The sequence below is a fragment of the Bacillus sp. FSL R5-0439 genome, assembly GCF_038008805.1.
GTDB classification, from domain to species: domain Bacteria; phylum Bacillota; class Bacilli; order Bacillales; family Bacillaceae; genus Bacillus; species Bacillus safensis.
The window spans coordinates 1,654,012-1,668,292 of record NZ_JBBOZW010000001.1; the positions used below are offsets into that span (position 1 = coordinate 1,654,012).

The following is a 14,281-nucleotide window of genomic DNA, read 5'->3' on the forward strand; positions in this document are numbered from 1 at the left end:
CGCTTTGAAGTCAGAGAGAAAAGCAGAAATTATTGCAGTCGGTTCTGAACTCTTGCTAGGGCAAATTACGAATACGAATGCACAATTCATCAGCAAACAACTAGCTGAAATTGGTGTGAATGTTTATTACCACACAGCAGTTGGTGACAATCCAGAGCGTTTAAAACAGGCCATTCAGGTGGCGCAGGAAAGATCTAATTTTATTATCTTCTCAGGTGGTCTTGGACCAACCAAAGATGACTTAACAAAAGAAACAATTGCGAGTACGCTCGGTAAAGAGCTTGTACTAAATGAAGAAGCATTTGAATCGATTCAAGACTACTTTCGAAAGACCGGCCGCGATATGTCACCGAACAATCGTAAGCAGGCACTCGTTCTAGAAGGATCAGATGTGCTCGTGAACCGTTTCGGGATGGCTCCAGGTATGTTTGTTCAAGAAGACGATACGTTTTATATGCTTCTTCCTGGACCGCCAAGTGAATTGCACCCGATGTTTGAAAACGAGGCAAAGCCGCTGATTTCTGAGAAGCTTGGCTTAAAGGAAAAAATTGTGTCTGTTGTTCTGCGCTTCTTCGGAATCGGTGAATCGCAGCTTGAAACAGACCTAGAAGATTTAATTGATGCTCAAACCAACCCGACGATTGCACCACTCGCATCTGACGGTGAAGTGACGCTAAGGCTGACTGCTAAGCATGAGGATGAAAAAGAAACAGGGCGTCTGTTAAAAGAAACAGAATCGCAAATTTTAGCACGGGTAGGAGAGTACTTCTACGGATATGGGGATACATCGCTTGTCCGCGAAGCGTCCAAAGCCTTGCACGAGCACGGGAAAACAGTAGCAGCAGCAGAAAGTCTGACGGGTGGAATGTTCTCCGAATGGCTGACAGATCTCGAAGGAGCATCATCCATTTTGAACGGAAGTGTGGTTTGTTATACAAACCAAGTAAAGCAGCAGGTACTTGGCTGCCGGGAAGAAACACTGTCTTCTTATGGGGCTGTCAGCAAAGAGTGCGCTTTAGAGCTTGCTGAAGGGGTTAGAAAGCTGACCGGAAGTGATATTGGCATTAGCTTTACGGGTGTAGCAGGACCTGATACCCAAGAGGGTCAGCCTGTTGGAAAAGTGTTCATTGGACTATCGACGAAAGACCAGACGGACGTGTTTGAATGGATGTTTACAGGCAGCCGGTCGGGCATTCGAAAGCGCGCTGTGAAATATGGTCTACATCACTTACTCAATTTATTAAAAGAGAGTTAATTTTGTTTTTTGTTAGGTTTACTCCTTTATAAAAGAGCGTTTTTTTCTAATAGAAAACACTCTTTTCTTAAAAAATCTGCCGAGAAAAAAATCGAATATGTGTTCGTTTTTTTCTTGGCAAATGACGTAAAACAAGGTATAGTATAGATAGTGGAATTGATAAAGGAGGAAACAATAGAATGAGTGATCGTCAAGCAGCCTTAGATATGGCTCTTAAACAAATAGAAAAACAGTTTGGTAAAGGCTCTATTATGAAACTAGGAGAGCAAACAGATACACGTATTTCAACAGTACCGAGTGGTTCGTTAGCACTTGATACTGCGCTTGGAATAGGCGGATATCCCCGAGGCCGTATTATCGAAGTATATGGTCCAGAGAGTTCTGGTAAAACGACAGTAGCCCTTCATGCCATTGCTGAAGTTCAGCAGCAGGGAGGACAAGCTGCATTTATTGATGCAGAGCATGCACTCGATCCAGTTTACGCTCAAAAACTAGGTGTCAACATTGATGAACTGTTACTTTCTCAGCCGGATACAGGAGAGCAAGCACTTGAAATTGCAGAAGCTCTTGTCCGCAGCGGGGCAGTTGATATTGTTGTGATTGACTCTGTAGCTGCTCTTGTACCAAAAGCAGAGATTGAAGGAGACATGGGTGATTCACACGTTGGTCTTCAAGCGCGTTTGATGTCTCAAGCACTTCGTAAGCTATCAGGTGCTATCAACAAATCAAAAACAATTGCCATCTTTATTAACCAAATTCGTGAAAAAGTTGGGGTTATGTTTGGTAACCCTGAAACAACGCCTGGTGGACGTGCGCTGAAGTTCTATTCGTCTGTTCGTTTAGAAGTGCGCCGTGCTGAACAGCTGAAACAAGGCAATGACATTATGGGGAATAAAACGAGAATTAAAGTGGTGAAAAACAAAGTAGCACCGCCATTCCGTATTGCGGAAGTAGACATTATGTACGGTGAAGGGATCTCAAAAGAGGGAGAAATCATCGACCTTGGAAGCGAACTAGATATCGTACAAAAGAGCGGCGCTTGGTATTCTTACCAAGAGGAACGTCTTGGACAAGGTCGTGAAAATGCGAAACAGTTCCTAAAAGAAAATAAAGATATCATGCTGATGATCCAGGAGCAAATTCGAGAACATTACGGCTTGGATACTAACGGAGTAACGCAGCAGGAATCTGAAGAAGCGCTAGAACAATTAGAATTAGAATAAAAATTAAATTAGTATGAAATGATAAAAAAGGCTGGGTGAAAAACTCAGCCTTTTTTATTTTGCAAAAAACTTTCGACAACTTTTTCAGTACTTCATCCGTCTAAAGTGTACAAAATGGCATTTATTTTGGGAGGAAAAACTAATGACAAGCCCGACCCGCAGAAGAAATGCAAAACGTAGCCGGAAACAACCAAGTCAGAAGGGAAAAATTGTGTTTGTTTTTTTAGTAGCGATGATTTGCTTAACGATGTGGAATGTGCTTCATCGAAATAGTGAAGAGAAATACCCGTTTCAAAAAACGGCAGTAGCTTTAGAAAACAGCCAGAAAAAAGAAGTCAAAAGGAAAACCGCCAAAATATCAAAGGAACAAATCAAAACAGTGGACCGCAATCACAAAATCAGCAGTTATTTAAATAAGATCGGTTTCAGCGGAACAGCCATGATTGTTAGAAATGGAGAAATCATAACAAATAAAGGTTTTGGTTATGCAGACCGTAAACGAAAAATTCGAAATAATCCATCAACATCTTTTTATGTCGGTTCGTCACAAAAAGCGCTGATTGCAACCGCCATTTTACAGCTTGAGGAAAAGGGAAAACTTCAGACAAGTGATCCGGTAAGCACGTATTTACCTCATTTCCCTAACGGACATACAATTACTTTGAAAAATCTGCTGACACATACATCGGGAATAAACGGACATATTGAAGGAAACGGTGCAATTACTCCGGACGAATTAATAAAAGACATAGAACGTCAGGGAATTAATCGTCAGCCGGGCGTATGGGGCTACAAGGATTCCAACTATTCTGTTCTTGCTTATATTGTTGCTGAAGTAAGCGGTGAGTCCTATGAACAATATATAAAGAATCATATTTTTAAACCGGCGGGAATGACGCATGCAGGCTTTTACAAAACATATGAAAAAGAACCTTATCCTGCTGTCGGGTATAAGCTGAAAGGCAGCAAAGCGGTTACACCGTATATGCCCGATCTATCTCAGCTGTATGGTGCTGGAGATATTTATATGAGTGCTATAGATATGTACAAATTTGACCAAGCCCTGATTGACGGCAAACTGTATTCGCAGAAGAGCTATAAAAAGATGTTTACGCCAGGAAGCAGCTCCACATACGGAATGGGATTTTATGTTGCTCCCGGTAGCTATTCAAGCCATGGTGTCATGCCGGGCTTCAACATTTTGAACAGCTTTAGCAAATCTGGTCAAACCATTGTTGTTTTGTTCTCAAACATTCAAAATAACATTAAACTGGGACAAGTGAACAATAAAGTATATCAGCTGCTGAATCAAGAATAATTCTGATCTGCTTTTGCAAACGCTAAGATGGCACGCTTGACAAGTATTTCCGACACAATTACAATGGGAATGTATCACTTGTTTTTCTTAACATGATTGATAACTAATTTAAACTTGACAAGGGCAGTGAGGATCTCATTCCCTGTGAAGGCCCTGTATGTTGAGACACAAAACAATGTACATGCCGACACTTTATTTGTAAAACCAAGTTCATAGCAAGAGGAGGTGAAAATATGTCGCCTACGATGTTTACGATCATCTCCATTTTGCTGAGCCTAATCTGTTTAGTTGTTGGCTACTTTGTTCGTAAAACCATTGCAGAAGCAAAAATATCCGGCGCAAGAAACATGGCCGAACAAATTGTTGAGGATGCAAAGCGTGATGCGGAAGCATTGAAGAAAGAAGCGCTCTTGGAAGCGAAAGATGAAATTCATTCGTTTCGTGTAGAGGCGGAGCAAGAAGTTCGTGAAAGACGAAATGAGCTTCAAAGACAAGAAAACCGTTTACTTCAAAAAGAGGAAAATCTTGATCGCAAAGACGAATCTTTAGATAAACGGGAGTCCCTGTTGGAGAAGAGAGATCATTCTCTGAATGAACGACAACAACATATTGAAGAGATGGAAAGCAAAGTGGATGATATGATTCGTTTGCAGAAAGCCGAGTTGGAACGCATTTCAAGTCTAACTCGAGATGAAGCGAAGCAAATCATTCTGGATCAAGTTGAAAATGAGCTTTCCCACGACATTGCAGTCATGACGAAAGAATCTGAAAACCGAGCGAAAGAAGAGGCTGACAAAAAGGCGAAAAACATTCTTTCACTTGCGTTACAGCGTTGCGCAGCTGATCATGTAGCTGAAACAACGGTATCTGTAGTCAATCTTCCAAATGATGAGATGAAAGGTCGTATTATCGGACGTGAAGGACGAAATATCCGTACGTTAGAAACGTTAACTGGTATTGACTTGATCATAGATGATACACCTGAAGCTGTTATCCTATCGGGCTTTGATCCGATTAGACGTGAAACAGCGAGGATAGCTCTGGACAAGCTAGTCCAGGATGGCCGCATTCATCCTGCACGAATTGAAGAAATGGTGGAAAAATCACGCCGTGAAGTCGATGATTATATCCGCGAGATGGGTGAGCAAACGACATTCGAAGTCGGAGTTCACGGTCTGCATCCGGATCTTATCAAAATTCTCGGCCGCTTGAAATTCCGTACAAGTTATGGACAAAATGTCCTGAAGCATTCAATTGAGGTTGCACATCTTGCAGGTCTCATGGCTTCAGAGCTTGGAGAAGATGCAAAGCTTGCAAAACGAGCAGGTCTTCTGCATGACATTGGAAAAGCCATTGATCATGAAGTAGAAGGAAGCCACGTAGAAATTGGCGTTGAGCTTGCGACGAAATATAAAGAGCATCCTGTTGTCATCAACAGTATTGCCTCTCACCACGGTGACCAAGAACCGACATCTATTATCGCTGTTCTTGTTGCGGCAGCTGATGCATTATCTGCAGCACGCCCTGGTGCAAGAAGTGAGACGCTTGAAAATTACATTCGGAGACTTGAGAAATTAGAAGATATCTCTGAATCTTATGAAGGTGTTGAAAAATCGTTTGCGATACAGGCTGGACGTGAAGTACGTATAATGGTGAAGCCAGATTCAATTAATGATCTTGAAGCTCACCGTCTAGCAAGGGATATTCGTAAGCGAATTGAGGACGAGCTCGATTACCCTGGTCACATTAAAGTGACAGTCATTCGAGAAACTCGCGCAGTAGAGTATGCAAAATAGAGCGGTGCGCTTAGCGCCGCTTTATTTTTTTGTGTAAATATGCAACACTGATAAGAAGATCAATTTATAAGAGAAAGGGTTCAAAAGCGCATGAAAATATTATTTGTTGGAGATATCGTCGGTTCACCTGGCAGAGACACACTGAAAGAATACTTGCCAAAGCTGAAGAAAAAATATCAGCCGCACTTTACCATTGTCAACGGAGAAAATGCTGCTCACGGGAAAGGCCTGACTGAAAAAATCTATCATGAGCTCCTGCAAGCAGGAGCTGATGTGCTCACAATGGGCAACCATACATGGGATAAAAGAGACATTTTCGATTTCATCGATGATGCAGCCAATATGGTCCGTCCTGCTAACTTCCCAGAAGGCACACCTGGAAAAGGTCTCACGTTTATTAAAAAACAAGGAAAAGAATTGGCTGTCATTAACCTGCAAGGACGTACGTTTTTACCGCCAATTGACTGCCCATTTCAAAAAGTAGATGAATTAATTGCGGAAGCATCCAAACGGACACCGTTTATTTTTATTGATTTTCATGGTGAAGCCACAAGTGAAAAGCAAGCAATGGGCTGGTATACAGACGGCCGTGCATCATGTGTCGTTGGAACGCATACACATGTTCAAACAGCAGATAACCGCGTATTGCCAAAAGGAACTGCGTATATTTCAGATGTTGGGATGACAGGGCCTTATGATGGCATTTTGGGTGTTGACCGAGAAACGATTATTAAACGATTCAAAACAAGTCTCCCAGTCCGGTTTGAAATTGCAGAAGGCCGCACAACATTAAGTGCAGTAATCGTAGAAATTGACGAACAGTCGAAAAAAGCTGTCAAAATTGATCGAATTTTGATAAATGATGACCATATTTTCTTTGAATAAATGTTCACATATTTATTTCAGAAAAATATTAATCAGAAAGAAGGAATATGCGCCCTCTATCGTGAATATAGTAAAAATGGTAGGTAGCCTGCTATTTTTGAAAAACATTTTGGGGATGGATTTTCAAAAAAATAGCATCATCTAACAAAGATTGTTCTAATGAACACTCACTTATCCATTGTAAATTTAAGGGGGAGCAGAAATGGAAATTTTAAAAGTTTCAGCAAAGTCAAATCCGAATTCAGTAGCAGGAGCATTAGCGGGCGTTTTACGTGAACGCGGTGCAGCAGAAATACAAGCAATCGGCGCTGGAGCACTGAATCAGGCGGTTAAGGCTGTCGCCATTGCAAGGGGATTTGTTGCGCCAAGCGGAGTGGATTTGATATGCATTCCAGCCTTTACTGACATTCTGATCGATGGAGAAGAAAGAACAGCCATCAAATTGATTGTTGAGCCACGATAATTCTAATTTTATTATTTTCAACCTGCTTACATCATGTAAGCAGGTTGTTTTTGTTTACCGCTATACATTTCTTATATAACATATTCAGTTCGTGAAATAGATAAAAATGACATATTAGAGCTTGCATTTTTTCACCATGATGATAAATTAAGATTAAGTTGAATTTACTACATCAAAAATAAATATTTAAGTAGGTGAAATAATGTTTGAAGCTTTTTTGAAAAGAGGAAAGCTTGTTTTTATTTTATTTTTTATCGTTCTCATTGCTGGCGGCTATTTATTCGCGCAGCTTCCTAAACGAGAACTGCCAGAATTCGAGGCGAATCTCGTCACGATTTCTACCGTTTTCCCTGGTGCAGATGCAAAACAGGTGGAAAGAGACGTCACCAATAAGCTGGAATCAGCTTTATCTGATATCAATGGTGTAGAGAAAACGAGCTCGGTTTCTGCCATTGGTTTCTCAAATATTGTGCTTGAAATTGAGGATCAAGCCGACTTTCAAAAGGTGGCAAGTCAAATTAAGAATGAAACGACAAGTGCTGCGTCATCTTTTCCTGACGGAGTGATGGAGCCGGATATAAAGGATGAGTTCGGCAGCGTACCCGTTGGTTCTTATATGATTGTGTCGAGTCAATCATCGGACTTAGCAAAGAGTCAGAAATCGCTGCGTGCATTGAAGGAAAAAGTAGAGGACATCAAAGGGGTAGACAATGTCGTTATCAAAGGCTTCAATGACAAACAAGCGATATTAAACTTAGATTCAAACAAGCTGGAGGGGGAAGGGTTCAATGTAACTGATGTCACAAATGCCATCAATCAGGAATTTGACACATCTCCACTAGGCGATATTCGGGCAGGTAAAGAGAAGGTCAAGCTGTCCATCGATACATATGACCGCTTAGATCAAGTCAAAAAAATTGAGCTTTTCTCAAAAACAAAACGAGAGCCGGTCACAATTAGTCAGCTTGGCAGCTTAAAAGAAGTAGAAAAAGAGAAAAGTGATATTGTGTCCTATAACGGAAAGCCCGCCTATTCATTTACAGTGAATATTAAACCAGGGCTTGATATTCCTAAAATGTATGACAAAGTCAATGATGTCATTGAGAAAGAAAAGCAGCTGCCAAATGGGGTGGAGTGGGTAGACTACTATTCACAAAAAAGTGAAGTGGATGCCATTTTCAATGATTTAATAAAAGAAGCCATTGTTGCAGTCATCGCGGTCATTATCGTTACTACACTTGGACTCACGATTGGCGGGGCGTTTATCGTTTCACTCGCCATTCCGCTATCCATTACAATTGGAACCATTCCGCTGCCATTTTTACAAGTGGATCTCAATCAAATTTCGATCATCGGCTTTATCATTGCCTTAGGGATACTTGTCGATGATGCGATTGTCGTCAATGATAATATTTTAAGACAAATGAAAAAATACGAAAGTCCGCTTAAAGGAACAATTGCTGGCGTAAAAGAAGTCGCAGGGTCCATTTTGACATCAACACTTGCTGTTGTGTTTGCCTTCCTGCCGCTTCTTTTCTTATCAGGTGCAAACGGTTCATTTATTCGGGCACTACCGTCTGTTCTAGTAACGACTGTGCTTGCGTCCATGGTGATTTCGCTGACACTTGTGCCGGTCTATCAATATACTGTGAACAGGAAAAGAAAGAACAAGAAGAGTCAAAAAGAGCCGGGCTTCCTAGGAAAACCATTAAAAAAGCTGGCGGATTTCTATGCAGACCGTGTGCTGAAAAACATTGTGAAGCGGCCGCTCGTTATTGGACTAAGTGGCTTGCTTGTTGCAACGCTTGCTTTTTTACTTATTTTCGTCACACCATTTGAATTTTTCCCTGCGGCGAATAAGAAAGAAGTGGTCGTCACGGTCACGCTTCCAAGTGAAACAACATTAGACAAAACAAATGAAACACTAAAGAAAATAGAACAAGAAATTAAGCAGCAAAAAGGCATTGAAGAAACGGCGATTTTTGCAGGCGGCGGGGTGCCGAATCTGTTTAATGAAAGTATTTCAAATGCAAGTGACCACACCGGTCAGATTGTTGTAAGAGTAGACAATGATCAGATGACAAGTAAGGCATTGATAGATCGTATGACCGAGCCTTTGCGAGAGAAATTCAAAGAGGCTGATCTCTTTATGAAAACCATTGTTCAAGGACCGCCAACTGGAGCGCCAGTGACAGTAACAGTTGCGGGTGACTCTTTCACAAAGCTCATTGATGTCAAAGAAACGCTGACAAATGAAATGAAAGACAAAGGAGCAAGCTTGATTACAGATGATGTCAATAAGCCGGCGAAAACGATTTCCTTTGAATTAAACCGTGAGCGAATGGCAGAGGATGGGCTCAGTGCTCAATTTGTCAGCAGACAGCTTGGGCTTGTGACAGAAGGGATTCCATTAGGTACCTTTAAACAAGGAACAAATGACATCGATTTAGTGGTAAAACAGGATACAGGTACACATCAAAATGGTTTAAAGCTAAAAGAATTGAAAGTACCTGTGAAGACCAACGAGGGTGGTATGCCTCAACTTGAGCCGCTTAGCCGATATGTAACAGAAAAAGAAACAGAGCAGTATGAAAGCATTCCACATGAAAATGGAGTTCCAACCATTACGCTAAAGGCGTATCCCGGCGCATCAGATTCGTTTAAAGACGATATGAAAGAAGTCGTTAATCAAGTGGGGAAAAGCGCGGCAGCGAAGGATTTGACCATTTCACAAGGTGGAGAAAATGAAAATCAGACCCAGTTCTTTATTGAAATTAGTCTCTTATTTGCGGTTGTCCTGCTGCTCATTTACGTGACCATCGCATTCCAGTTCAATTCATTAATGCTTCCACTGTTAGTTCTAGGAACGGTTTACTTAGCCGTATCAGGAGCCATTATCGGACTGTTTGTCACACAAACGCCATTCAGCTTTATGGCAACAATGGGAATTGTCTCATTGGCTGGTATTGTCGTTCGAAATGCGGTCGTCTTATTCGAATTTATTGAACAGCGGCGCAAGCAAGGATTTGATCAACAGACAGCCGTCATTGAAGCGGGAAGAGCAAGGATTAGACCGATACTTTTAACAGCATTTACGGCATTAGTTGCATTAATGCCTGTTGCATTAAGTCATGATCCACTCTTTAAGCCGCTGGCCATCTGCATTGTATCAGGTGTCTTTTTCTCAACGATTCTGACATTATTTATTGTGCCAGCCCTATATGTTGCCGTTTCAAAGAAACGCTGACGATGAAAGTAAATCTCCTTTCAACCGGAGATTTGCTTTTTTTTTTTAGAAAATATCTAAAAAAATATGTGGGGTGTTCATTTGTCTTTATCTAGTAGACAGTGGTGTTTACGACTAAAATAAGTCGTGTTAAAATCTGATTGGGAGAAGTTTTTTAACAAAGGGGTTGTACGTCATGTGTGGAACGATGAAAGCAATTGTTAAAAAAGAAAGCGCTTACGGAGCGGTGCTGACGGAGATGCCGATTCCAGAAATCAAAGATCATGAAGTATTGATAAAGGTGAAAGCCACTTCGATATGCGGAACAGACGTGCATATTTATAATTGGGATGACTGGGCTAAGGGGCGAGTCAAAGCGCCCTACATTTTTGGTCATGAATTTACAGGGGAAGTTGTCAAAGTGGGGAAGCAGGTCTCACGAGCAAAAGTAGGGGATTTTGTATCGGCTGAGACGCATGTTGTATGTAATCAATGTTATATGTGCTTAACAGGGCAGCAGCATTTGTGCAGTGAAACGAAAATTTTAGGGGTAGACATTGATGGCTGTTTTGCTGAATATGTCAAAATACCTGAACAAAATGTGTGGCATAATCCGGCTCAAATGCCAGTTGAACTTGCCTCTATACAAGAGCCGCTAGGAAATGCTGTCCATACAGTACTGCACACACCTGTTTCAGGTAAATCTGTGGCGATTTTTGGCTGCGGACCAATCGGCTTAATGGCAATCGCTGTCGCAAAAGCTTCTGGAGCTGTTCAAGTGTTCGCCGTTGATAAAAATGAATACAGGCTCGATCTAGCCCGAAAAATGGGTGCAGATCATATCGTGGATATTGGAAAAGATGATCCAGTCGCGATGATTAAGCAGCTCACGCGGATGGAAGGGGCAGACGTAATGTGTGAGATGTCAGGTCATCCAGCTGCCATTAATCAAGCACTCGAAGCTTGTGCAAATGGAGGAAAAGTCAATATACTAAGCTTGCCAGAACGGCCAGTGACAATTGATATTACGAACCAAATTGTTTTTAGGGGATTAACTGTGCAAGGGATCACGGGGAGAAAAATGTTTGAGACGTGGCGTCAAGTATCTGAGCTGTTAAGAACGAATACCATTGATGTAAAGCCAGTTGTCACTCACACACTGCCATTTGAAGAGTTCGAAAAGGGCTTTGAACTCATGCGGAATGGTACGTGCGGAAAAGTCGTACTGATGATGCCATCATATCAAAGGGGGAAGAAATGATGAAGGAATTCACGTATTTACAAGATGAATTGGAAACAATGAAGCAGCAAGGCACTCACCAAACCTTAAAAGAGATCGACTCAAAACAATCATCCACTGTTACTTTAAATGAACAATCTGTTATACAACTCTCCTCAAATAACTACTTAGGTCTCACCTCGCACCCAAGGCTGATGAAAGCAGCAAAAGAGGCGATTGATAAATTCGGAGCGGGTACAGGATCCGTACGAACCATCGCCGGCACAATGACAATGCATGAACGTCTTGAAAAAAAGCTTGCTGCATTTAAAAAGACAGAGGCAGCCCTTGTGTTCCAATCAGGCTTTACGACCAACCAAGGGGTTTTATCAAGTATCCTGACAAAAGATGATATTGTCATTTCGGATGAACTGAATCATGCCTCAATTATTGATGGAATCCGACTAACCAAAGCAGATAAAAAGGTATACAGTCATTCCAATATGGAAGAGCTGGAGAAGATTTTGAAAAAATCAATGAATTATCGCGTCCGCCTCATCGTTACAGACGGTGTTTTCTCAATGGATGGTGATATCGCGCCACTTCCTGAAATCGTCAGGCTAGCAGAAGCATATGATGCATTTGTCATGGTAGACGATGCGCATGCCTCGGGCGTGCTTGGTGAGAATGGCCGCGGGACGGTCAACCATTTTAAACTCGACGGCAGAGTGCACATACAGGTCGGGACCCTTAGTAAAGCTGTCGGAGTGCTCGGCGGTTACGTAGCTGGTTCAGCGGTTTTAATTGATTATTTAAAACATAAAGCAAGACCGTTTTTATTCAGCACCTCACATCCGCCGGCTGTGACTAGAGCGTGTGAAGAAGCGATTGAAGTGCTGTTAGATGAACCGAAGCGAATCGATACACTTTGGGAGAACGCCGCTTATTTTAAAGAAAAGGTCATCAGCCTTGGATTTCAAGTCGCCCCAACAGAGACACCGATTATCCCAATCATGATTGGAGACGAAGCACTTACTTTTCGTTTCTCAAAAGCTTTAATAGAACGAGGCGTGTTTGCTCAAGGCATCGCCTTCCCAACAGTAGCAAAAGGCAAGGCAAGAATTAGAGCCATCATCACAGCCGAGCACACAAAAGAAGAACTAAACCGGGCACTGACAATCATTGAAGAAGAAGCAAAAAAACTAAACATACTTGATTGAGAGAGCGCAGGCTCTCTTTTTCATTTTATGAAAAATGGTTATGACTAATAGACAATTTTCATAGAAGAACCGTATATGATTTATTTTCAATTCATCACAAAATAGTCTATACTGTAGGGTGGAACTTGGTTTGAAAGGAGTACAAATTCATGAATGAAGAGCAGAGAAAAGCGAGCGGACAAGTAAGTTCATCGGACAAAAAATCCGAGAAGGACTACAGCAAATATTTTGAAGCTGTGTACATTCCGCCTTCCTTAAAAGATGCAAAAAAACGGGGTAAAGAAGAAGTCGAATACAATCAATTTCAAATTGACGAGCAGTTTCAAGGGTTAGGGAACGGCCGCAAGTTTTATATTCGCACATACGGCTGTCAAATGAATGAGCATGACACAGAAGTGATGGCTGGTATTTTTATGGCGCTAGGCTATGAACCAACAAATTCAACGGAAGATGCAAATGTCATCTTATTAAACACTTGTGCTATTCGTGAAAATGCAGAAAACAAAGTGTTTGGAGAGCTTGGTCATTTAAAAGCATTAAAACGCGAAAAGCCAGATTTAATTTTAGGTGTATGCGGATGTATGTCACAAGAAGAATCTGTCGTGAGCCGTATTTTGAAGAAACACCCATTTGTTGATTTGATTTTCGGCACGCACAACATTCACCGCCTGCCAGAGCTGTTATCTGAATGCTACCTTTCAAAAGAAATGGTCATTGAGGTTTGGTCAAAAGAAGGCGACGTGATTGAGAACCTTCCGAGAGCCCGTCAAGGTAAAATCAAAGGCTGGGTGAATATTATGTACGGCTGTGATAAATTCTGTACATACTGTATCGTGCCTTATACGCGCGGCAAGGAAAGAAGCCGCCGCCCAGACGAAATTATTCAAGAGGTCAGACGTTTAGCAGCAGAAGGATATAAGGAAATTACCCTTCTTGGTCAAAACGTGAATGCATATGGAAAAGATTTTGAAGATATGGAATATGGTCTTGGCCACCTGATGGATGAGCTGCGAAAAATTGATATTCCACGTATCCGTTTTACAACAAGTCACCCGCGTGATTTTGATGATCACTTAATTGAAGTGCTAGCCAAGGGCGGAAATCTTCTTGATCATATTCATCTGCCAGTACAATCGGGAAGTTCTTCTGTGCTGAAGCTTATGGCGAGAAAATATGACCGTGAGCGCTACCTTGATCTTGTGCGCAAAATCAAAGAAGCTATGCCGAATGCTTCATTAACAACGGACATTATTGTTGGGTTCCCAAATGAAACAGATGAGCAGTTTGAAGAAACACTTTCCCTCTATCGCGAGGTTGAGTTTGATGCCGCTTATACGTTCATTTATTCTCCAAGAGAAGGAACGCCGGCAGCGAAAATGAAAGACAACGTGCCAATGCGTGTGAAAAAAGAACGTCTGCAGCGCCTAAATGCACTTGTGAATGAAATTTCCGCGAAAAAAATGAAGGAATATGAAGGGCAGATTGTCGAAGTATTAGTAGAGGGTGAAAGTAAAAACAACCCTGAGATCCTAGCCGGATATACAAGTAAAAGCAAGCTTGTGAATTTTAAAGCACCAAAAGAAGCGATTGGCAACATCGTCAAAGTGAAAATCACACAAGCCAAAACTTGGTCTCTTGACGGAGAAATGGTTGGAGAAGCTATCGAGGTGAATTAA

10 protein-coding genes are annotated in these 14,281 nt (G+C 41.6%); all 10 read left to right on the forward strand.

The genetic code is table 11. The features are described from left to right. The first annotated feature begins 4 nt into the window (after positions 1-4). On the forward strand, positions 5-1,255 hold the full coding sequence (locus NST59_RS08330) for a competence/damage-inducible protein A (RefSeq protein ID WP_144491239.1): 1,251 nt from the start codon (positions 5-7) through the stop codon (positions 1,253-1,255). Positions 1,256-1,434: 179 nt separating this feature from the next. Next, the gene (gene recA / locus NST59_RS08335) at positions 1,435-2,478 is read left to right on the forward strand and encodes a recombinase RecA (protein ID WP_039178719.1); all 1,044 of its coding nucleotides are present in this window, start codon (positions 1,435-1,437) and stop codon (positions 2,476-2,478) included. 142 nt (positions 2,479-2,620) lie between these two features. Next, positions 2,621-3,796 (forward strand): serine hydrolase domain-containing protein, encoded by a 1,176-nt coding sequence (locus NST59_RS08340; protein WP_064498482.1) that lies wholly within the window; start codon positions 2,621-2,623, stop codon positions 3,794-3,796. Positions 3,797-4,029: 233 nt separating this feature from the next. After that, positions 4,030-5,592, forward strand: coding sequence for a ribonuclease Y (rny, locus tag NST59_RS08345; RefSeq protein WP_003211958.1), 1,563 nt, complete (start codon positions 4,030-4,032; stop codon positions 5,590-5,592). Between the two features lie 90 nt (positions 5,593-5,682). Beyond that, entirely contained in the window at positions 5,683-6,477 is a 795-nt protein-coding gene (locus NST59_RS08350) for a TIGR00282 family metallophosphoesterase (RefSeq protein ID WP_024424109.1), read from the forward strand. 202 nt (positions 6,478-6,679) lie between these two features. Continuing rightward, complete coding sequence (spoVS, locus tag NST59_RS08355) at positions 6,680-6,940, forward strand: stage V sporulation protein SpoVS (RefSeq protein ID WP_003211281.1); 261 nt, start codon at positions 6,680-6,682, stop codon at positions 6,938-6,940. Between the two features lie 202 nt (positions 6,941-7,142). Beyond that, positions 7,143-10,187, forward strand: coding sequence for an efflux RND transporter permease subunit (locus tag NST59_RS08360; RefSeq protein ID WP_144491240.1), 3,045 nt, complete (start codon positions 7,143-7,145; stop codon positions 10,185-10,187). 175 nt (positions 10,188-10,362) lie between these two features. Then, on the forward strand, positions 10,363-11,427 hold the full coding sequence (gene tdh / locus NST59_RS08365; RefSeq protein ID WP_039178727.1) for an L-threonine 3-dehydrogenase: 1,065 nt from the start codon (positions 10,363-10,365) through the stop codon (positions 11,425-11,427). Beyond that, positions 11,427-12,605, forward strand: a complete 1,179-nt coding sequence (locus tag NST59_RS08370; protein ID WP_144491241.1) for a glycine C-acetyltransferase — start codon at positions 11,427-11,429, stop codon at positions 12,603-12,605. Before tdh ends, NST59_RS08370 begins: the two co-directional genes overlap by 1 nt. Before the next feature lie 149 nt (positions 12,606-12,754). Further along, positions 12,755-14,281 (forward strand): tRNA (N6-isopentenyl adenosine(37)-C2)-methylthiotransferase MiaB, encoded by a 1,527-nt coding sequence (miaB, locus tag NST59_RS08375; protein WP_034281907.1) that lies wholly within the window; start codon positions 12,755-12,757, stop codon positions 14,279-14,281.